This window comes from Anaerofustis stercorihominis DSM 17244 (assembly GCF_000154825.1).
Classification (GTDB): Bacteria; Bacillota; Clostridia; order Eubacteriales; family Anaerofustaceae; genus Anaerofustis; species Anaerofustis stercorihominis.
The window spans coordinates 283651-304257 of sequence record NZ_DS560019.1 but is presented as its reverse complement, the minus strand read 5'-3'; the positions used below and the strand labels follow the sequence as shown (position 1 = coordinate 304257).

The window sequence follows — 20607 nt, the reverse complement described above, 5'->3', positions numbered from 1 at the left end:
ATTAACCCTCCACCTTTTCTACTACCAAATTTTTTTCATTTAGATAATTCATTACCTTTTCTCTGTCTTCTTTGTCTTTTGGGATTTCTATCACTAGCTGACCTAAAGCTTTGCCTTCAATATCCTTGACATTGGCATAAAGTATAGAAACTTTTACACCCAGGTCCAATATCATATTTGATATTATCGGTTCATGAGTAGTACTTCCGTCAAATACTATCCTAAGTGAATTTGTTTTTATATCAGGGCTCATGTTTTTACTGTCGGGATTAATTGTGTTTCTTGCCCAGTTGCTCTTAGGATGTGTGAATATATCCTCAACCGTTCCCGTTTCTGTAATTCTTGAATTTTCAATTACAGCAACGTGAGTACATATTTCTTCGACTACGCTCATTTCATGAGTAATTATTACGATAGTTATTCCAAGTTTTTGGTTTATGTCTTTAAGGAGTTCCAGTATTGAAGATGTAGTATTAGGGTCAAGTGCTGAAGTAGCTTCATCGCAAAGGAGTACGCTAGGATTTGATGCAAGTGCTCTTGCTATTGCGACCCTTTGTTTTTGTCCTCCGCTTAGCTGTGCGGGATACGAATTTGCTTTTTCCGTAAGTCCTACTATATCAAGTAGTTCCAACGCTCTTTTCTGTGCTTCTTCTTTTTTAGTGCCTATTATTTCAAGAGGGAACATTACGTTCTTGATTACAGTTTCCTGCATTAAAAGATTAAACTGCTGGAATATCATTCCTATTGAATGCCTTAAATCTCTAAGCTCTTTATCGTTTAATTTTGATAAATCTTTATTTGAAATAAGAACTCTTCCTTTTGTGGGTTTTTCAAGATAATTTATACATCTTACAAGTGTACTTTTACCCGCACCGCTCATACCTATTATTCCGTAAATCTCTCCCTTGTTGATTTCAAGGTTTATATCCTTAAGAGCGTTTACTTCTCCGTCTTTGGAATAAAAAGTTTTATATAAGTTTTCAATTTTTATGATCGGATAATTCTCATTATTAAAATCCATAACAGCGTCATTCCTCATTTTCTAATTAATTTTTAAACATTAACTAATATTATAGCATAAGTTTATAATTTTTTTAACTGATTATTTATTCCATAGACGTTAAATATCCATAAATCAACAAACAAAAAAACTTTTTATTTGAATTTGATTTTTTTAAGTATATCATATATTTTCATTATTCGTTAATTCTATTTATTTATATCTTGATATAGCTAAAAGTTATAAGGTTTCATTATTATTTTTTTCACAGATAAATAAAAAAGCTTTCATAAATATATGAAAGCTTTTTGTTGTATTTAGATTATTATTTAGTTTTTAAATAATTTATTAATCCGCCGTTTTTAAGTAACATTCTTTCTCTGTCGGAAACTTCTAATCTTAATTTATATTCTTTATTTTTTGTTTCGTTTTTAATTATGATTTCATCTCCGTCCAGCTGTTTTAGCATGTCTTTTGCACTTAATACATCATCGATATCGATTGTATCATAATCATCTTCATTAATAAAAGTTAGCGGAACTATACCGTTATTGATCAAATTGTTTTTATGAATTCTCGCGAATGATTTTGTTATAACGACTTTTACGCCGAGATATAAAGGTGCAAGTGCCGCATGTTCTCTGCTGGAGCCTTGACCGTAGTTATCGCCTGCAACGATAATTGAACCTTTTTCTTCTGCTTTTGCTTTTTTAGAGAAGTTTTCGTCTACAGGTCTTAAACAGAATTCACTTAAGTATTCTATATTGGATCTGAAAGGAAGCAGTTTTGCATTTGAAGGCATGATGTCGTCTGTCGTTATATTATCTTCTAACTTTGTAACGACTTTCAAATCAAAATTATCATATATTACGCTTGCTTTAGGGAAAGGTTTAATGTTCGGTCCTTTTACACTTACCTTGTTTTTGTCCGGTTTAGGCATAATAAACATATTGTCATTTATGATATATTCCGTTGGTTCTTCAATGACAAAGTCAATTTTTTCGTATGGATCCGCGATTTCTCCTTTTATTGCAGAATACGCCGCAACTTCCGGAGATACCAAATATACATTTGCGTCAACCGTTCCGCTTCTTCCCTTAAAGTTTCTGTTGAATGTTCTTAAGGATACACCTCCTGAGTTTGGACTTTGCCCCATACCTATACATGGACCGCAGCCGCATTCCAGAATCCTTGCTCCCGCATTTATCAAATCAGATAGACCTCCGTCTCTTGAAAGCATATCAAGAACTTGTCTTGAACCCGGTGCTATTGTCAGAGAGACGTTATCTGCGATGGTCTTTCCTTTTAATATTTTAGCTGCTGTCATCAAATCTTCGTATGAAGAGTTTGTACAGCTTCCTATGGATACTTGAGTGATTTTTGTTCCTTCAAGTTCTTTTACGTCTTTTACATTGTCGGGAGAATGAGGACATGCTGCCAAAGGTTTTAATTCGCTTAGATTGATTTCAAGGTTTTCATCATATACGCATCCTTCGTCTGCACTTAGTTCTTTAAAATCATCTTCTCTTCCCTGTGCTTTAAAGAATTTTAAAGTCTCGCTGTCGGAAGGGAATATAGATGTTGTTGCACCTAATTCGGCTCCCATGTTCGTTATGGAACCCCTTTGAGAAACCGTTAAGGATTTAACGCCTTCTCCGTAATACTCGATTACTTTACCTACTCCGCCTTTTACTGAAAGTCTTCTAAGCACTTCTAAAATAACGTCTTTTGCACTTACTCCGTTACCGAGCTTACCGGTTAATTTTACACCCACGACTTTAGGCATGGTTAAATAATATTCGCTTCCCGCCATTGCAGCCGCAATGTCCAGTCCGCCCGCTCCAATGGCAATCATACCCACTCCGCCGCAAGTAGGTGTATGAGAGTCTGAACCCAGTAATGTTTCTCCGGGCATGGAAAACCTTTCTAAGTTTAGTCTATGACAAATCCCGTTGCCCGGACGGGAATATATAACCCCAATTTTATCCGTGACTGTCTGTATGTAAATGTGGTCATCCATATTTTCAGGTCCGGTTTGAAGCATATTGTGGTCTATATATGCAACGGATCTCTTTGTTTTTACTTTATCTTCACTTATGGCTTCATATTGTAGATAAGCCATAGTTCCTGTTGAATCCTGAGTTAGTGTATTATCGATTTTTATAGCGATCCCTTCTCCGGGTGTCATTTCACCGCTTACGAGATGGTTTTCTAATATTTTATAAGTAAGTGTTTTTTTCATATACTTATCTCCTTATATTTTCATTTAGATAATACTATCAGAAAAGTTTAGAATTTTCAATAAATATAGAATATATAATTATTAAAAAGAATAATTATGCAAATAGTTCGTTTTTTATATAAATTTGTTATAATCTAAAAAGAACCTCCGAATTCGGAAGTTCTTTTTAGAGACTCACATTTTGCAAATCATGTTTGAAAAGATTGATTTGTTGCAAATTTAGTATATCAAAGAGTAAAAAACAAGTCAAGTATAACTATATCATTTATAACTATATTAGCTATAAAGTACTTATATTTTAGATGAGTTTTGTATAGAATAGTTAATATAAATATAAAACAAAGGAAAGTGATTAGCATGGTTTATTTAAATTTAAAGTATCTGCTTGAAAAGAACAATAGGAGTAAATATTGGCTTGTTAAAACAATCAACAGTAATTATGACACTGTCAATAAATTGGTAAAGAATGAAACCACAAAAATATCATTTGATATGATTAACAGATTATCCGATGCATTTGATTGTGACATGAATACTTTATTTATTAAGCCTGATAGCTTTTTTGTTTGATATATAGTGTTTTGATTATTATAGCTTGACATGTATTTTTTTTATATGTCATAATAAATCGAATAAAACATTGAGGATCTTGATATGGAAGAGATAAAGCAAAAAGGTTTTGGGTATTTAATAGCAAGTTTATTATTGATAATCCTATCCGTAATTTTATTTAGATATTTATGGATACCTTTATTAATAATATTGTTCATCTATAATAAAAAATTTGACAGTGATAAAAATGATAAGAAAAAAATTCTTTTAATAGGATTTATTATTTTTTTTATTTCATTTTTATCTTTTATTTTTGTACCTTCAAATCCTATTAGACCTGAAAAGATAAATATTTATATAAAAAACCATTATATGGATATTAATTCTATTCAAGCTATAGATATTAAAGTTATACCAAATAGAGCAAATATAGATGATTTAAAATATATTTCGACTGGTGAGGATGCAGTAAAAATAAATAGAGAAGAGGGAAAAATAATAGCAAATTCTTTTAAGGAAGGTAAGTCGGATATATATGTAATAGACGGCAAGAGCAATGTTAAAAGCAATGTAATAACAATCAAAGTGATAGATAAAAAAGCACAAGCTTTAAAAAAGAAAAAACAACAATCAATAAAGAGTTCGAAAAAAATAACTTATGTTTACATTTCTCGTACCGGAAGCAAATATCATTCAAATAAGTACTGCAGTCATATGAGAAAACCCGATAAAGTCGATATGAAAAAAGCTAAAGCTACGGGATATACTCCTTGCAAAAAATGTTACTAAGTATTAGGTATTTTAAAAATATAAGAGTATAATCAGTAAAAAGTATTGGAGGAAAAAATGGAAAAATATAAATTAAATAACGGTCTTTACATAGATAAAATTGGTTTTGGAACGTATAAAGCCGGAAACGGAGATTATGTTCCTACTTTAATAAATGCCATTGAAGCAGGCTACAGGCATTTTGATACTGCCGCTTTTTATAATAATGAACACTTGATTAAAGAAGTAATGTTTAAATCCAATGTTAAAAGAGAGGATTTATTTTTATCATCAAAGGTCTGGAAGACTGAAATGGGATATGACAATACTATTAAATCATTTGAAAAATCACTTAATAATTTAGGGACTGATTATCTGGATATGTTTCTTATACATTGGCCAAAAAAAGATTTGAAAAGCGATGACTGGAAGGAGCTTGATATCAAGACTTGGAAAGCTTTGGAAACTCTTTATAAAGAGGGAAGAGTAAAGTCTATCGGTGTCAGTAATTTTTTGCCTCATCATTTGATAAATATACTTGATAAATGTGACATTAAACCTATGGTCGACCAGCTTGAAATTCATCCTGGATATATTCAAAAGGCTGCAATTGATTTTCTGAAAGATAATGATATCCTGCCTCAGGCATGGTCTCCCATAGGAAGAGCAAGAGTATTAAAAGAAGAAAGGCTTATGGAGCTTTCGAAAAAATATAATAAATCCGTAGCTCAAATTTGTATTAGATTTATTTTACAGCTCGGTGTTCAGCCTCTTCCGAAGTCTTCCTCGGTAGAAAGGATGCAAGAAAATATGGATGTTTTTGATTTTGAAATTTCTATAGAAGATGAATTTGAATTAATGTGTCTTCCTCAAATAGGGTGGTCAGGTGAACATCCCGACAGGGAAAGAATATATTTTGATTAAACTATATAAATTAATAAATTAGTATATAAGGAGAGATTTATGAATTTTAAACTTATTTTAGCAATTATAACTATAACGCTTGCATTAGTATTTTATACTATCGGAGTTTTTTCCGAGAGGAAAGCAAAGAGGTTAAAATCGGCACATGTCATTTTTTTCCTTTTGGGTCTCGTATGTGATACTACGGGAACAACCATCATGTCTTTTATTGCAAAAGCTAACAGCAGCAGTTTTGGTATTCATGGTATAACCGGTCTGATAGCAATACTTCTTATGTTATTTCATGCGGTATGGGCTATTATCGTTCTTAGAAAAAATAATGAAGAAATGCAGAGAAATTTCCATAAATTCAGCATAGTCGTGTGGCTCATATGGCTTATACCTTATTTTATAGGTATGTTTATGGGAATGAATATATAGGGGGAGCTATATGGAATATCATAATATAAATCCTGTATATGATAAAGACTCTAAAATATTGATCCTTGGTTCATTTCCTTCCGTTAAATCAAGAGAAACTAAGTTTTTTTATGGACATCCACAAAACAGATTTTGGAAAGTGATAAGTGCTCTTACGGGTACATCTCTTCCTCAAACCGTAGAAGATAAAAGAAAAATGCTTATAAATAATAATATAGCAGTATGGGATGTAATTGCTTCTTGCGACATTGAAGGCTCAAGCGATAGCTCAATCAAAAATGTGGTTGTGAATAATTTATCAGAGATTTTAAAAGAAACAAATATCAAAACTATATTTTTAAATGGCGGTACTGCTTATAATTTGTTTAAAAAGTATAATAAAGATATAGATATTGATATAATTAAACTTCCTTCCACAAGTCCCGCAAATGCAAGGTATTCACTTAATATGTTGATTGATGATTGGAAGATTGTAAGGGATAAATTGTAAATTAATATAAAATAAACAATTATACTGCAAAATCTTTCAAAGTAGTATTAAAATGTTTAAAATTCTTTTAATATTTCATTGACGCTTTATAATTATGGTTATATAATGAGAAAAATGTCGGAATTAAAGGGTTAGTGTGTAACTATGATTAAGGGGAATGCTAAATATAACGATCAAGATTATAATTTTATTTATGAAGGTTCAATCCTAAAATTGACTTTAAAGCATAAAGGGAAGCCCGACTATTATTTTAATACTTATTGTAATGTCGGAAACAACTGTCTGGTTAGTCTGTTTATAATCGGGGAAGTAAAAGATAGTAGGGATACAGTAATTTTTAAACCAAGAGTAATTATTTCAAATCAAAATAATAATGTAATAAAAATAAAAATCGATTATTATATTACACTTAAAAACAAGCAAACCGGTTATGACGGTATTTCAATCAAAATAGCAAAGATGAATTATCTGAATTTTGTTGAATATCTAAAATATTTGGACGAAAAAGAAAATGGAGATATAAATCTTTTGGATTTTAGAGTAGTAAAATCCGTCAAAGAGATATTTAATTATAAAGGTATTGATATAAGTTGTTCTTTTCATGTAGTAAGGGATATTAATTACAAATATCCTCTTGCAGTATATCCTGCTTTTGATCTATATTTCAATACGATACAAAATTCAAGATTTCTTGTGGCTCTTGATAAAATCATAAGAGATTTTTTATCTTTTCTATTTTACAGAGGAGATATTAATATCAAAGAAATCAGGCTTATGAAAAAGAATGATAAAGATGAAAATTATGATAGGATCGGCGAAATGGTGTTCCCGGAATTTAATGCTCATAATTATAACTTTAATCAAAAGGTAGAATTATATCCCAGTATAAGGATAAGGTATATAAACGGACATATAGGTAAAATATTGGAACTTATTTCAAATAATGATTTATATTTAAAACATATACCGGAGAACGGACATGTCAGGGATATGAGGAGAGTAGAAAAACTTCCATATATCATAGAGGGATTTGAAATAGAATTTGATAAATTATATAATAATAAAAATATACAAAATATGAGCTTTGTTCAAAAGATAGAATATCATATTGAGCATAATAATGATACCTTGTCGATTTTTTTGCATAAGATATATAATAAATACAATAAAGAATTTAATCTCGAAAGTTTTTTATCCGATATTCAAAGGATACAAACATTAAATGATTATGACGAAATAAAAAATATTTCATATATTGTAGAAATAATGGAAGTTATGATATACGATTTACAGCTTAGAAGAATTGATCTATCAGAGTCAAATATAATCGGTGCACTTAAAGTGTTATTTTCATTATAAAAAGATTTAAAAAGTTTAATTAAATAAGTACAAGCAAGATTTATAAGTCACCCTCATATATTTTATGGGGGTGATTTTATGTTAGGTTTTCTAGGGATTTTGGATTTACTTCAGCGAGTATTGGTATTTTTAGGTTATTTTTCAGCCAGTGAGTCTTTTCCAAAACCGCTAAAAAAAGAAGATGAAACAAAATATTTTGTAAAGTTCAAAGAAGAAAATGATATGCATGCAAAGGAAATGCTAATAAATCATAATCTTCGATTGGTTGCTCATGTAAGTAAAAAATATTCTTCTTCGAATATTACAAAGGAAGATCTTATTTCCATAGGCATTATTGGTCTTATAAAAGGAATAAATTCTTTTGATTATAACAAAGGAACTAAATTTGCGACTTATGGGGCTAGATGTATAGATAATGAAATACTAATGGCTCTTAGAAGTGAAACAAAGACTGCTTCCAATGTGTTTTTAGAGGATTATATCAGTTTTGATGAAGAAGGAAACAATATCTCTCTACTGGATATTTTAGCTACCGATGAAGACGATGTAAACAGCAAAGTAAATTTAAAGGTCGAAAGTGAGTTTCTTTATAAGATAATGGATGAAGTACTTGAGGACAGAGAAAAAGAAATACTTTATCTTAGATATGGTTTAAAAGGTAAAAGAAGTTATACACAAAGAGAAATAGCTGATATGTATGATATATCCAGGTCTTATGTTTCTAGAATAGAGAAAAAAGCAATAGAAAAAATTGCAATTTCATTTAAAAAGAAATATTAAATAAAATATATGATCAAAAATAAAAGCTAAAAGGTTGTGAATTATTATATAAAAGGGTAAAATCATTATAGAGAAATTAGTAAAAGAGGTATCAATATGAAAGTATCGGTTTTAGGCTGCGGAAGATGGGGCACATTCCTGGGTTGGTACAGCGATAAGATAGGTCATAACGTAACGATATGGGGGAGAAGCGGTTCCAAGAATTTAGAAGAACTTGAGCATACAAGAAAAAATAAATATTTATATTTAAGCGAAACTACCAAACTTACAAATGATTTAGATGCAACCATAGATAACAGTGATTATATAATAATTTCAATTTCATCTCAGCATTTAAGAAATCTTTGTGAAGATATAAAAAAATCAAATTATGAAAATAAGACTTTTATCCTTTGTATGAAAGGTATCGAAGTATCAACGGGAAAGAGACTTACAGAGGTTTTTAGGGAGATACTCGGAAGCAAGGTAAAATTAGCTGTTTGGGTAGGCCCGGGACATGTTCAAAGTTTTGTGAAGAGGATACCTAATTGTATGGTGATAGACAGTGACAATAAAGATGTTACCGAAGATGTTGTAAAAACATTTTCCAGTGATTTGATAAGACTTTATATAGGAGAAGATTTGATAGGGGATGAGCTTGGTGCTGCCGCTAAAAATGTAATCGGGATTGCTGCCGGTATGCTTGATGCAGTTGGATATTCATCTTTAAAGGGTGCATTGATGGCAAGAGGGGCCAGAGAGGTTTCAAGGCTGATAAAAGCAATGGGCGGAGATGAAATAACTGCCTACGGACTTTGTCATTTGGGAGATTATGAAGCGACATTGTTCAGTGAATTTTCCAACAACAGAAGATATGGTGAAAATTTTGTTAGAGGGACTTTGAATGATGATTATCTTGCCGAAGGTGTAAGTACAGCAAAAGCCATTGTAAAGTTAAGTGATGATTATAATGTGGAAATGCCTATAATAAGAGGCGTCGATGCAGTTTTAAACGGTGAATTAAGTCCTCATAAAATGCTTAAAGATATGTTTTTAAGAAGTGTTAAAAAGGAATTTTATTAAAATAAATTAAACGTCTAGCAGTTAGGCGTTTTTTTATTATCTATAAAAATCAAATAATTATTATATATTTTTTTATTCTGTAAATATAAGTTTTTATATTGCTAAAAATAGTTAAATAGAATTTAAATTCATAGATAATAATGAGGTATATATGTTAGAAAAAAATAATGAAAATAAAATAGACTTGGGAAGCGGAAATGTCGGGAAACTAATTTTTACACTTGCTGTTCCGGCAATAATAGCACAAATCTTTAGCGTGCTTTACAATATAATAAATAGGATGTTTATAGGTCATATAGAAGGTGTCGGAACACTTGCACTGACAGGAGTCGGTGTTTGTTTCCCCATTCTTATATTGGTTTATGCTTTTGCGACCCTTACGTCTATGGGAGGCGCACCCAGAGCAGCGATAATGCTTGGTAAAAATGATAAAAACAGCGCCGAAAAAATCCTTGGAAGCTGCACTATCGGTACTATTATTTCAGGTATCATTATGACCATAATGATTTTGTTGTTTGGTGAAAAATTATTATTCCTTTTTGGTGCAAGTACGGCTACCATTGAATATGCATTATCTTATTTAAGGGTTTATTCCTTGGGAATAGTTTTTATTCAAATCGCTATAGGACTTAATACTTTTATTATGGCACAAGGGTTTGCAGTCACAGGGATGATAAGTATTTTAATAGGGGCAATTTTAAATATGGTTTTGGACCCTATATTTATATTTATGCTTGATATGGGGGTAAAAGGAGCTGCTCTTGCTACTGTTACTTCTCAATTTTTATCAGCTCTTTGGGTATTATATTTTTTAAACAGCAAAAAGAGTTTTATAAAAATAAAAAAGGAATATTTTAAAATAGATTTTAAAATATATCTGCCTTGTCTTCTTCTCGGACTATCGCCTTTTGTCATGCAGGTAACGGAAAGTGCCATAGCTATTATTTTTAATTCTTCACTGCTTAAATACGGAGGAGATATAGCTGTTGGTTCTATGACTATTTTAAATATTATTTTACAGTTTTACACTATGCCGATACAGGGGTTTACTCAAGGTGCACAGCCTGTAATAAGCTTTAATTACGGAGCTGGAAATGCCGACAGAGTAAAGAGAGCATTTTTATTTCAAATAGTCATATGTACTTTATATTCTCTTTTGCTTTGGTGTTTAACTATGTTTTTACCTAAAGTGTTCATTACTTTGTTCACTTCGGATACTGCACTTATAACATATACACAGTGGTCGATAAAAATTTATATGGCTGTCATGTTCTTGATAGGGATTCAAATATCTTGTCAGCAAACCTTTGTCGCCCTTTCCAATGCAAAAGTATCACTTTTTTTGGCTGTATTCAGAAAGATCGTTCTTTTAATCCCACTTATATTCATACTTCCGAAATTAATTACAAATAATGTTCTCGGAGTATTTTTAGCTCAGCCCATAACGGATGTGATAGCTGTAAGTGTAACTGTCATATTATTTATAATCGAAGTCAGGAAAACATTGATGGGGATTAAAGAGTAAAATATATCATTTTTACTAAATTTTCCATTATTGCTTAGATACTAAAATAATTGTGGTATAATATTTCCGAGGTACTAACTATGAAAAAGAAAAAAGATGATAATTTAGTATTTTTGAATGGAGTAAGAAATGATACTGAAGGTTGTATCATTGAAGGGCTTTTAGATTCATGCGGAATAAAAGCTACACTGAAATACGATACCGATATCGCATGGGCTGAAGTGATAATCGGAAAGAGTGCCATGCCTGTAAGTATTTATGTTAATAAGGAAGATTATGATAAAGCAAAAGAAATACTTGACAGTAAATTGGAAGATGATGAAGACGAGTAGGTGACATTATGGATTATTATGACATAAATTTAAATAAACTTGTGGATTATTTTAAAAGTGGTATAAAAGAAGAAAAAGATAAAAGTTTGGGATTGGAACTTGAGCATTTTATCGTAAGAGCAGATACTATGGAAAGTGTCGATTATTATGAAGAAAATGGAATAAGGGATATTTTAAAACTTCTTAGTCCCTATTTTGAAAAAGAGATATATAAAGACGGTAATCTTATCGGACTTGTAAAAGATAAATCCAATATAACTTTGGAACCTGCAAGTCAGCTTGAAATCAGTATAGGTCCTTTTATAGATACTCTGGATATTTTGGAAGAATATAATTATTTTTTACTTAAAATAAAACCGATTTTAAAAAAATTTAATTATAAAATGATATATGCGGGTTATCAGCCAAAATCAAAAGTCGATGAGCTTAATTTGATCCCCAAAAAAAGATATGAATATATGCTTGACTACTTTTCAAAAGTTGGGTCGCACGGTAAAAACATGATGAAAGGCTCTGCTTCGGCACAGGTCAGCGTAGACTATTTTAGTGAAGAAGACTTTAAAAATAAGTTTAGGCTTGCTAATATTTTATCACCTGTTATTTCTTTTATGACCGATAATACCAATATTTTTGAAGGAAAACATTATGATAAAAATTGCGTTAGAATAGGGATATGGAATGATGTCGATCCTGAAAGAAGCATGATAGTAAAGGATGCTTTAAATAAAGATTTTGGATTTAAGGAATATAGTGAATATATATTGAATTCTCCCGCGATCTTGATTGAAGATAAAAACGGAAATAGTGTATATACAAGAAATAAAAAAATAAAGGATATTTATTGTGACAGTGAATTAAATAAAAAGGATATAGAGCATTTGATTTCTATGTTTTTCCCTGATGTAAGACTTAAAAATTATGTTGAGATAAGAATGGCAGACTGTCTACCGATAGATTATGTACTGTCTTATGCAAGTATAATCAAAGGTATTTTTTATAGTGAAGAGGCAATATCATTACTTCTTGATAAATTTAAGTATATAAAAGATAACGATGTGATTAAGGCGAAGGGCGAAGTTGTAAATAAAGGATATGACGCTAAGGTTTATGGTTTTGAAATCAAAGATTTATTGTTAAGCCTGATTGAACTTGCAAAAGATAATTTGTGTCATGAAGAAAAAGACAGAGTCAGTTTATTTTATGATTTAGTGAAAAGGGAAAAGACTTTAAAAATATTAAAAGATGAGAGAGGTGAATAGATGAAAGTAATAGAACTTACGGATGAATATTTGGATTTGATAAAATCCGATATAAATAAATCTAAGGAAAGCTATAATGAAGCAATCAAATATATAGAAAATTCCACGGCTATTTATCACGGAGAGCATATAAGGTTTCCATATGTACCGAAGCTTTATACCACGGAAGTAATAGATTACTTCAAATACGTTGCCATGACTACTCATACTATCCTTTGTAAAATAATAAACAAATATATCGAAGATAAGGAATACAGAAAATTATTTCCTTTCAGCAAAGAGTTGGAAGAGCTTATTTTATGTGAAAATTATTATGAACAGCCCCTTCCCATAACGAGGATAGATTTGTTTTTAAATGAAGAAAACTTTACTTTTAAATTCTGCGAATTCAACGCCGACGGAGCCAGTGCGATGAATGAGGACAGAGAATTAAATAATGCTTACAAAAATGATAAAATATTCAATGAGTTCAGCAAGAAATATAATATCACTCATTTTGAATTATTTAATAGCTGGGTAGAGGAATTTTTAAATATTTATGATACTTTTAAATATAAGGTAAAAAAACCCACAATAGGAATAATCGACTTTATGGAAAGTGCAACGAATGAAGAATTCAAGGTATTTAAGTCCAGTTTTGAAAAAAGAGGCTACAAGACCGTTATAGCTGATATTACGACACTTAAATATGACGATGGTCTTTATACGAAAGACGGTGTGAAAATAGATGCGGTTTACAGAAGAGCCGTTACCAGTGAAATGATGGAGAAAATTGAAAAGATACCTGCTTTTATAGAAGCAATAAAGGATAAAAAAACTTGCATCATAGGATCTTTAAGGACTCAGGTAATTCATAATAAAATAGTTTATATGATAATGCATAAAAAGGAAACTTTTGATTTCTTGACCGATGAAGAAATATTATTTATCAAGGACCATATCCCATATACCTGCTGGTTAAAGGACGGGGAGTTTGACAGAGATGAAGTGATAAACAATAAAGACAGCTGGATAATAAAACCCGATGATTTATACGGAGCCAGAGGTGTGTATGCAGGTGTGGATTATACAAAAGAAGAATTTATGAAATTCGTTGATAAAAATACTGATAAAGGGTACCTGCTTCAGGAATATGCTGAAATGTATAAAACAAAGAATTTTATAAAAGAAAAAAACGGAGAATTTGTCTTTGATGAGTTCAGCAACATGCCTGGTATATTCATCTATAACGGTAAATTCAAAGGACTATATTCCAGAGGCGGAAGACAAGGGATAATATGCGAAGCCGCCGGCGGTATCGCGATGTGCTCGATGCATGTGGAAGTTTGATATTTAAAATATAAGGAGTTTGTTATGAAAATCGATAGGTTGATGGGTATAATCACAACTTTATTAAACAAGGAAAAAGTGACAGCTCCTTTTTTAGCGGGAAAATTCGAAGTATCGGTAAGGACGATAAACAGAGATATATTGGATTTATGCAAAGCCGGGATACCGATAGTTACCACTAGAGGAGCAGGGGGTGGTATATATTTGGATCCGGATTTTAAAATGGACAAAAGCCTTTTAAAAGAGGACGAAATAAATGCCATATATGCAGGGCTCAAGGGTATTACCAGTATAAGCGACAATAATAAATATGAACTGCTCCTGGATAAATTTAAGGATAACCCTAAAAATGATTTAGATATAGATCTATCTTCTTATTATAAAAAATCTTTATCTGATAAAATAGAAAAGATGCAAAAAGCAATAAATAATAAACTGCTTTTGGAGTTTGATTACTTTTCAAAAAAGGGAAAAAGTCACAGGGTTGTGGAACCGTATACTCTTACATTTAAATGGTCAAGCTGGTATTTATACGCATATTCTCTTGAGAGAGAAGACTTTAGATTATTTAAATTAAATAGATCGATCAACTTAAAAGAAACCGGTGAAACTTTCTTATCAAGAGAAATTCCTTTGCAGGAAAATGATATAGATAAAATATATCCTAATGATTTAAATGTGCTTATAATATTTGATAAGGATGTTGAATACCGGATAATTGATGAATACGGCGCAGACAGCTATTCTTATTTCTTAGATGATAAACTTTTTTTCGGATTTTCATTTTATGATAAAGAGTATCTATTCAGCTGGCTTTTAAGTTTCGGTGAAAAAGCGGAAATCATATTTCCCTCTGATATAAGAAACGAATTTATGGAACTGGTAAAAAAAGTTAATAATAAATACAATAAACATGACATATAGCTGTCATGTTTATTGTTATATAATGATATAAAAGTAATAGGAGAAACAGCTATGTCAACCAGTATTGAATTCGTGGATTATGTTTATGAAAATTTAAAACCTCTAGGGGATATCAAGTGTAAGAAAATGTTTGGAGAATACGGACTTTGGTATAAAGGAAAGTTTTTCGGATGTATATGTGATAATCAGTTATTTATAAAGGATACTGATTCAGGCAGGAAGATACTGGGGAAAGATATATTGTTTGCCAGTCCCTATCAAGGTGCAAAAGAGCATATAGTGATTGAAAATATAGAAGATAAAAATACTTTAATCGACTTAATAATAAATACTTATGATGAACTTATAAAATAGAGGTGATGAACATGAATATAATTACATTAGATAATGAAAACATAGAAAAAGAACATATTTGCTGCCTCATGTCCCAAAAAGATAGTGGTTATGTGGATCAAAAAAAATCTTGGCTCAAAGATAGGATGAATGAAGGTTTGACTTTTAAAAAGATGGATGTAAGGGGTAAGGTTTTTATTGAATATATACCTTTAAAAAATGCTTGGTATCCCATTGACGGAGATGAGTATATGTTTATAGACTGTCTTTGGGTGAGCGGAAAATATAAAGGAGAGGGTAATTCAAGTATACTGCTCGATGAATGTATTAAAGATACAAAAAGCCGAGGATTAAAGGGGCTGGCTATTCTTTCTTCCGATAAGAAAAAGGGATATATGGCGGATAAAAAATTTCTGACTTATAAGGGCTTTATAAAGTGTGATGAAGCAGAGCCTTATTTTGAACTTATGTATTTGCCTTTTGAAGAAAATGTAGAGCCTCCCAAGTTTAGAGATAGTGTTAAAACTCCAAAGACCGGAAACAATGGGTTTACATTGTATTATACCGCGCAGTGTCCGTTTACTCTAAAATATTCCCCATTAATCGAGGAAGAGGCAAAGAAGAATAATATACCTCTTAAAAGTGTGAAAATAGATAATTTGGAAAAAGCAAAGGATGCTAAAAGCCCATATACTTCATATAGTGTATTTTATAAAGATGAATTTATAACTCATGAGATATTGACGGTAAAAGCTTTTAATGATTTGGCTGGTAAATATGTAAATAAAAAATAACCCTATATGGGTTATTTTTCTATTATATTAAATAGTTCTTTTAAATCATCTATAAAATAAGTAGGATTTTCACTTGATAAATATTCTTTTGTATTGTATCCGTATGTCACGCTTGCAATATCTATATTTGCTTTTTTTGCCGAAACTATATCCCTTACTTCATCACCCACATACAATATATCTTCATCTTTTAATTTTAGTTTCTTCTTTAACTTGTTTATTTTGATTTCCTTTGAAAAAAGAGGTGAAGATATTATAAAATCCATTGTATCTATTTTTTCATTTTTCAAAAATGTATTTATATTCTTTTTTGAATTGGATGAAATAATACCCATATAGCTAAGTTTTGATTTTAAAATTTTTAATGTCTCTTTTAAATCTTCTTCGTACGGATCCATTGATTTATGGTATTCTTTCATTAATTTCTGTCCTTTTTTAATAAGGGAAAATACCTTTAAATATGGGACCCCTAAATCTTTGATTATATTATGGATAGGCTGATGTTTTAGTTCATCTATATAATCGTGTGTAATTTCTTTATAACCGTATTTTTTGGCAATTTCATTGTATACGCGAAAAATAACATTCTCCGTGTTTGCAAGGGTACCGTCAAAATCAAAAATTACACATTTATATTTCATTTCTTATTCCTTTTCCTTTATTTGTAAAATATATTATATCATAAATAATGTTATCTTATTATATTTTTACATTTAGTTTACATTATAAATTATAATTAATTATTTATTTTATCTTAAGTCTTAATGAATGATTTATTAAATCCGAATAAGAAAATGATAAAATATCATCTTTATTATCTATATTGGTTGAAATGGTAAAAATATTATTATATGCGTTTAAAATAGTACCTTCATTTTTGATTATCTTTCCTCTCGAAACTTTACTTATAAAATCTACATCTTTGCCTACATTATCCACAATGATTTTTTTTGCACTGTTGTAAGAATGACTTGGTAACTTCATATTCATACCTCCGATTTTTATATTATTATTGCCTCTGTAACCATTCTTTAAACCAAGTTTTTCATTATCTTCCACAAACTATCATCAAAAAAAAGGCTTTTTTCTTTCTTTTTTATTATTATTATGATAAACTTTTAATACGTATAGATATAATTCGATAGGATTATACATATAGGAGGTCATGTCTGTTTATGAAAATTAAATGGGTCAATAGACGTAATGAAGAGCAGGAGCTCGATAAAGTATATAAACAAATAGTAAGACGAGAAAATAAATATCACATAGCAGAAGAATCAACATATATACATAAAAAAGAAAATATATTCAGAAAAATTGCCGGTGGACAAGATGTAAAAAAAGAACCTTCGAAGCTTAGACAAAGATACGAAAGAAGCTGGATTCACAGTCAAATCGATGAAATCAAAGAAGATTTGGATGAATTTTTTGTCGGAGTCAAATATTATTTAAAAAGAGTAAAATTCGGACTGAGAGATTTTAGAGAATATGCAAAAGATCATCTTTTTAGTTTTTTAGTCGGTGTTTTTTGTGTAGTCATATTTTTTGTGGGGGCATTTACATATAAAAATTTATTTGGGTATGAAGTAATTTTTAATGGTACAAAACTTGGTATAGTCAAAAATGTAAATGATTTTGAAAATGCACTTACTAATGTGGATGCTAACTTAACAAAGTGGTATGACAATTCAAATGTTTATTATGAAAAATCAATTTCATATCAGAAAGTGCCGATAAAAAATCCAAAGGATATAATGGATACGGAAGAATGTGAAAATGCTGTTTATAATTTAAATATCCCTCTATTTTGTAAAGGCGCCGTTATAAGTGTTAACGGCAATGAAGCCGTGAGAGTTGCATCGACTCAGGATGCCAAAACGGTAATAAATAATATAGGTAACAATTACGAAAAAGAAAGTTCAAATGTAAAGCTTATAAAAGGAAGTAAAGTAAAAGAAGATATGGAGTATAAGGAAAAACTTATATCTATAGATTCTGCCATGGATGTTAAAGATGCGATCAATTATTTGAGTGATAGTTCAAATCATAAAGTTGAAAATACGGGAGACAGTGATATTTTAGGTAAAATTAATGAATCTAAGAAAAGCACTAATCTGGTAAGCGCCTTGAATTTCAGAGAAGATGAATTTTCTACTGATGAAATCAGCAGTAAACCTTCAATTACTATAACCACAGTAAAACAAGTAACGTATAAAAAAGATGTAGCTTATAAAACTGTTTACAGAGACGATCCTGATGTATATGTAGGGACCAATAAGGTTAAACAGGAAGGAAAAGACGGAGAAAAGAAAGTCACTGCTGTAAATACGTACGAAAACGGAACTGTAGTAAAAAGTGATATAAAGAAAGAAACAGTTACTGAAAAATCTACCAGTAAAATCATTTCAAGAGGTACAAAGCCGCTTCCTCCTGTGACGAGTACGGGAAGGTTTATAATGCCTGCAAGCGGTACTATTTCGGCTCTTAATAAAGCAGGTTCTCATGCGGGGTATAAAGCTGTCGATATTGCCAATCCTCAGGGTACTCCCGTTTATGCTTCCGATACCGGTATAGTAACAAGAGCAAGCTGGTACGGAGGATACGGAAACTGTGTAGACATAGATCACGGTAATGGGTATTCCACGAGATACGGACATAATGTAAAAATCCTTGTAAGAGTTGGTCAAAAAGTACAACAGGGTGAACAGATTGCAGTAATGGGAAGTACGGGTAACTCTACGGGACCTCACTGTCACTTTGAAATACATTATCACGGTGTAAGTCAGGTAATCTTGAATTACTTTAAGTATTTGGCAAACGGTATTCACGTTGACGCATTTCAATAAAATAATTTATATAATAATAATCGGAGGAAAAGATTTTGAATAGTTTAATAATAGTTTTAGTATGTATCGTTCTGGCAGTATTGATTCAATTTTTGCTTTGCAAGTCAGACAATATCTTAATGGGACTGATCATCCCGGCAGTGTTTGCTTTAATAGCAGTTATGATGAGTGTAGTGACAAAAGGCAACGGCCTAAATAAATTTACGGAATTCGTTCAGTGGTTCCTGCCCGGTTTTATTGCCCTTGTAATATACTTCTTTACAAAAAAGAAAAAACATGATAAAAGAAAAGAAGAAAAAGACGCAATGAAGAAATTAAAAGAAGATAAAAAACTCTCGATTGAAGCAAGTGATGAAGACGAAGAAATCGAAGAAGTTGAAGCTGAGATAATTGATGAAGACAATTAAATAAATAAAATAGAAAATCCGTTTTGTACGGATTTTTTATTTGTTTAAATATTTCATTATATATAATGAAATATTTAGGTTTAATTAAGATATTGAAAATATTCCATAAAAGTGATAATATGTTATAGAAATTGATACCACGAAGGTATTTTATCTTAAAAATATTGTTTAAGAATGATTCCACGAAGGATAATCCATTACATGAAGTAATGTCTTTCTTTCGTGTTTTTTTATGGGAGGAAATAGTTATGCATATGGCGGATGCTTTGGTGTCTCCTGCTGTCGGAGGTGCTATGTTGGCAGTTAGTTCGGGGGCGGTTATTTATTCTGTTAAGAAAATAAAAGAAGATGAAAATTTAGAAAAAAAAGTTCCATTGATGGGGATTATGAGTGCATTTGTATTTGCGGCTCAAATGATCAATTTTACGATACCTATGACAGGTTCGAGCGGTCATATCGGAGGAGGTATACTTCTTTCTTTGATTTTGGGTGGTCCTGCGGCTTTTATATCCATATTTTCGGTGTTACTGATACAGTGCTTGTTTTTTGCGGACGGAGGACTTCTTGCACTCGGGTGTAATTTATTTAATATGGGGGTTATTCCTTGTTTAATAATTTATCCTTATGTTATTAAACCTATATTACAAAGGGGAGTAAGCAAGAAAAGTCTTGGGATTGCTTCAATGATCGGGTGTGTATTATCCTTGCAACTAGGTGCTTTTATGGTTGTTCTAGAAACCTTTTTTTCAGGGATAAGCGAACTTCCTTTCAGCCAGTTTTTAGTTTTAATGCAGCCGATACATTTAGCTATCGGACTTGCTGAAGGTGTTGTAACTATGCTCGTAGCAGACTTTATATTTAATCAAAGAAAAGAAATTTTAGATGAAAGTATATTTAGTAAGAAAAGTAATGTAAGTTTTAAAAGGGTCATTGTGTCTTTAAGTATCATTACTTTTATTGTGGCAGGAGGGCTATCTCTCTTCGCTTCATCAAATCCGGACGGACTCGAATGGTCTGTTCAAGGGGTTACGGGAAGTACTGAGGTTGAAAACGGGGCGCATGATGTTTATACTGCGATGAACAATATTCAAGAAAAGACGGCTTTTATGCCTGATTATAACTATAAGAACGAAGATAACCAAAGTGTGATAAGCGGAACATCTGTTGCGGGAATTGTCGGGGGAGTAATAGTATTTGTTTTTGCAGGCGTTATAGGGATAAGTGCATATAAGGTAAGTAAATTAAAAAGATCATAATGTAA

General features: G+C 31.0%; 22 protein-coding genes. 18 read left to right on the top strand and 4 right to left on the bottom strand.

Annotated features, from left to right (window positions below; genetic code table 11):
• Window position 1: 1 nt before the first annotated feature.
• Both ANASTE_RS06105 and ANASTE_RS06100 read right to left on the bottom strand, forming a co-directional pair.
• Complete coding sequence (locus tag ANASTE_RS06105; RefSeq protein WP_039945241.1) at window positions 2-1021, bottom strand: methionine ABC transporter ATP-binding protein; 1020 nt, start codon at window positions 1019-1021, stop codon at window positions 2-4.
• A gap of 304 nt (window positions 1022-1325) precedes the next feature.
• Window positions 1326-3242, bottom strand: a complete 1917-nt coding sequence (locus ANASTE_RS06100; protein ID WP_007050107.1) for an aconitate hydratase — start codon at window positions 3240-3242, stop codon at window positions 1326-1328.
• Between the two features lie 357 nt (window positions 3243-3599).
• Here ANASTE_RS06100 and ANASTE_RS06095 point away from each other — a divergent pair, with 357 nt between their 5' ends.
• The 15 genes from ANASTE_RS06095 to ANASTE_RS06025 all read left to right on the top strand — a co-directional run bounded on the left by ANASTE_RS06095 (window position 3600) and on the right by ANASTE_RS06025 (window position 16093).
• Window positions 3600-3812, top strand: coding sequence for a helix-turn-helix domain-containing protein (locus tag ANASTE_RS06095; protein WP_007050106.1), 213 nt, complete (start codon window positions 3600-3602; stop codon window positions 3810-3812).
• Window positions 3813-4166: 354 nt separating this feature from the next.
• On the top strand, window positions 4167-4583 hold the full coding sequence (locus ANASTE_RS12100) for a hypothetical protein (RefSeq protein WP_148344969.1): 417 nt from the start codon (window positions 4167-4169) through the stop codon (window positions 4581-4583).
• 57 nt (window positions 4584-4640) lie between these two features.
• On the top strand, window positions 4641-5486 hold the full coding sequence (locus ANASTE_RS06085; RefSeq protein WP_007050104.1) for an aldo/keto reductase: 846 nt from the start codon (window positions 4641-4643) through the stop codon (window positions 5484-5486).
• Window positions 5487-5525: 39 nt separating this feature from the next.
• The gene (locus ANASTE_RS06080) at window positions 5526-5906 is read left to right on the top strand and encodes an HsmA family protein (RefSeq protein WP_007050103.1); all 381 of its coding nucleotides are present in this window, start codon (window positions 5526-5528) and stop codon (window positions 5904-5906) included.
• Window positions 5907-5916: 10 nt separating this feature from the next.
• Window positions 5917-6396 (top strand): DNA-deoxyinosine glycosylase, encoded by a 480-nt coding sequence (locus tag ANASTE_RS06075; protein WP_007050102.1) that lies wholly within the window; start codon window positions 5917-5919, stop codon window positions 6394-6396.
• A gap of 144 nt (window positions 6397-6540) precedes the next feature.
• The gene (locus ANASTE_RS06070; RefSeq protein WP_007050101.1) at window positions 6541-7755 is read left to right on the top strand and encodes a hypothetical protein; all 1215 of its coding nucleotides are present in this window, start codon (window positions 6541-6543) and stop codon (window positions 7753-7755) included.
• A 78-nt stretch (window positions 7756-7833) separates the two neighbouring features.
• The gene (gene sigK, locus ANASTE_RS06065; RefSeq protein ID WP_007050100.1) at window positions 7834-8535 is read left to right on the top strand and encodes an RNA polymerase sporulation sigma factor SigK; all 702 of its coding nucleotides are present in this window, start codon (window positions 7834-7836) and stop codon (window positions 8533-8535) included.
• Window positions 8536-8631: 96 nt separating this feature from the next.
• Entirely contained in the window at window positions 8632-9597 is a 966-nt protein-coding gene (locus tag ANASTE_RS06060) for an NAD(P)H-dependent glycerol-3-phosphate dehydrogenase (RefSeq protein WP_007050099.1), read from the top strand.
• Window positions 9598-9748: 151 nt separating this feature from the next.
• Window positions 9749-11122 carry an MATE family efflux transporter gene (locus tag ANASTE_RS06055; RefSeq protein WP_007050098.1) on the top strand — a complete coding sequence of 458 codons (1374 nt, stop codon included), beginning with the start codon at window positions 9749-9751 and terminating at the stop codon, window positions 11120-11122.
• An 80-nt stretch (window positions 11123-11202) separates the two neighbouring features.
• Complete coding sequence (locus ANASTE_RS06050) at window positions 11203-11454, top strand: putative signal transducing protein (protein ID WP_007050097.1); 252 nt, start codon at window positions 11203-11205, stop codon at window positions 11452-11454.
• Between the two features lie 8 nt (window positions 11455-11462).
• On the top strand, window positions 11463-12713 hold the full coding sequence (locus tag ANASTE_RS06045; protein WP_007050096.1) for a glutamate-cysteine ligase family protein: 1251 nt from the start codon (window positions 11463-11465) through the stop codon (window positions 12711-12713).
• Window positions 12714-14042, top strand: coding sequence for a glutathionylspermidine synthase family protein (locus ANASTE_RS06040; RefSeq protein ID WP_007050095.1), 1329 nt, complete (start codon window positions 12714-12716; stop codon window positions 14040-14042).
• 24 nt (window positions 14043-14066) lie between these two features.
• Complete coding sequence (locus tag ANASTE_RS06035; RefSeq protein ID WP_007050094.1) at window positions 14067-14966, top strand: helix-turn-helix transcriptional regulator; 900 nt, start codon at window positions 14067-14069, stop codon at window positions 14964-14966.
• A gap of 51 nt (window positions 14967-15017) precedes the next feature.
• The gene (locus ANASTE_RS06030; protein ID WP_039945237.1) at window positions 15018-15320 is read left to right on the top strand and encodes a TfoX/Sxy family protein; all 303 of its coding nucleotides are present in this window, start codon (window positions 15018-15020) and stop codon (window positions 15318-15320) included.
• Between the two features lie 11 nt (window positions 15321-15331).
• Window positions 15332-16093 carry an N-acetyltransferase gene (locus ANASTE_RS06025; protein ID WP_039945235.1) on the top strand — a complete coding sequence of 254 codons (762 nt, stop codon included), beginning with the start codon at window positions 15332-15334 and terminating at the stop codon, window positions 16091-16093.
• Window positions 16094-16104: 11 nt separating this feature from the next.
• Here ANASTE_RS06025 and ANASTE_RS06020 read toward each other — a convergent pair whose 3' ends face one another.
• Both ANASTE_RS06020 and ANASTE_RS06015 read right to left on the bottom strand, forming a co-directional pair.
• Window positions 16105-16734 (bottom strand): HAD-IA family hydrolase, encoded by a 630-nt coding sequence (locus ANASTE_RS06020; protein ID WP_007050091.1) that lies wholly within the window; start codon window positions 16732-16734, stop codon window positions 16105-16107.
• 103 nt (window positions 16735-16837) lie between these two features.
• Window positions 16838-17152 carry a Veg family protein gene (locus ANASTE_RS06015; RefSeq protein WP_007050090.1) on the bottom strand — a complete coding sequence of 105 codons (315 nt, stop codon included), beginning with the start codon at window positions 17150-17152 and terminating at the stop codon, window positions 16838-16840.
• 116 nt (window positions 17153-17268) lie between these two features.
• Between ANASTE_RS06015 and ANASTE_RS11405 the strand changes: the two genes are divergently transcribed.
• The 3 genes from ANASTE_RS11405 (at window position 17269) to ANASTE_RS06000 (ending at window position 20602) form a co-directional block, all read left to right on the top strand.
• Entirely contained in the window at window positions 17269-18939 is a 1671-nt protein-coding gene (locus ANASTE_RS11405; protein WP_007050089.1) for a peptidoglycan DD-metalloendopeptidase family protein, read from the top strand.
• Between the two features lie 35 nt (window positions 18940-18974).
• Window positions 18975-19346, top strand: coding sequence for a hypothetical protein (locus ANASTE_RS06005; protein ID WP_039945232.1), 372 nt, complete (start codon window positions 18975-18977; stop codon window positions 19344-19346).
• A 248-nt stretch (window positions 19347-19594) separates the two neighbouring features.
• Window positions 19595-20602 (top strand): energy-coupling factor ABC transporter permease, encoded by a 1008-nt coding sequence (locus tag ANASTE_RS06000; RefSeq protein WP_039945230.1) that lies wholly within the window; start codon window positions 19595-19597, stop codon window positions 20600-20602.
• Window positions 20603-20607 lie beyond the last annotated feature (5 nt).

Excerpts from the sequence above, each read along its gene's own strand:
- ANASTE_RS06105 (WP_039945241.1), bottom strand. The coding sequence starts at position 1,021 with ATGGATTTTAATAATGAGAATTATCCGATCATAAAAATTGAAAACTTA.
- ANASTE_RS06100 (WP_007050107.1), bottom strand. The coding sequence starts at position 3,242 with ATGAAAAAAACACTTACTTATAAAATATTAGAAAACCATCTCGTAAGC.
- ANASTE_RS06095 (WP_007050106.1), top strand. The coding sequence starts at position 3,600 with ATGGTTTATTTAAATTTAAAGTATCTGCTTGAAAAGAACAATAGGAGT.
- ANASTE_RS12100 (WP_148344969.1), top strand. The coding sequence starts at position 4,167 with ATGGATATTAATTCTATTCAAGCTATAGATATTAAAGTTATACCAAAT.
- ANASTE_RS06085 (WP_007050104.1), top strand. The coding sequence starts at position 4,641 with ATGGAAAAATATAAATTAAATAACGGTCTTTACATAGATAAAATTGGT.
- ANASTE_RS06080 (WP_007050103.1), top strand. The coding sequence starts at position 5,526 with ATGAATTTTAAACTTATTTTAGCAATTATAACTATAACGCTTGCATTA.
- ANASTE_RS06075 (WP_007050102.1), top strand. The coding sequence starts at position 5,917 with ATGGAATATCATAATATAAATCCTGTATATGATAAAGACTCTAAAATA.
- ANASTE_RS06070 (WP_007050101.1), top strand. The coding sequence starts at position 6,541 with ATGATTAAGGGGAATGCTAAATATAACGATCAAGATTATAATTTTATT.
- sigK (WP_007050100.1), top strand. The coding sequence starts at position 7,834 with ATGTTAGGTTTTCTAGGGATTTTGGATTTACTTCAGCGAGTATTGGTA.
- ANASTE_RS06060 (WP_007050099.1), top strand. The coding sequence starts at position 8,632 with ATGAAAGTATCGGTTTTAGGCTGCGGAAGATGGGGCACATTCCTGGGT.
- ANASTE_RS06055 (WP_007050098.1), top strand. The coding sequence starts at position 9,749 with ATGTTAGAAAAAAATAATGAAAATAAAATAGACTTGGGAAGCGGAAAT.
- ANASTE_RS06050 (WP_007050097.1), top strand. The coding sequence starts at position 11,203 with ATGAAAAAGAAAAAAGATGATAATTTAGTATTTTTGAATGGAGTAAGA.
- ANASTE_RS06045 (WP_007050096.1), top strand. The coding sequence starts at position 11,463 with ATGGATTATTATGACATAAATTTAAATAAACTTGTGGATTATTTTAAA.
- ANASTE_RS06040 (WP_007050095.1), top strand. The coding sequence starts at position 12,714 with ATGAAAGTAATAGAACTTACGGATGAATATTTGGATTTGATAAAATCC.
- ANASTE_RS06035 (WP_007050094.1), top strand. The coding sequence starts at position 14,067 with ATGAAAATCGATAGGTTGATGGGTATAATCACAACTTTATTAAACAAG.
- ANASTE_RS06030 (WP_039945237.1), top strand. The coding sequence starts at position 15,018 with ATGTCAACCAGTATTGAATTCGTGGATTATGTTTATGAAAATTTAAAA.
- ANASTE_RS06025 (WP_039945235.1), top strand. The coding sequence starts at position 15,332 with ATGAATATAATTACATTAGATAATGAAAACATAGAAAAAGAACATATT.
- ANASTE_RS06020 (WP_007050091.1), bottom strand. The coding sequence starts at position 16,734 with ATGAAATATAAATGTGTAATTTTTGATTTTGACGGTACCCTTGCAAAC.
- ANASTE_RS11405 (WP_007050089.1), top strand. The coding sequence starts at position 17,269 with ATGAAAATTAAATGGGTCAATAGACGTAATGAAGAGCAGGAGCTCGAT.
- ANASTE_RS06000 (WP_039945230.1), top strand. The coding sequence starts at position 19,595 with ATGCATATGGCGGATGCTTTGGTGTCTCCTGCTGTCGGAGGTGCTATG.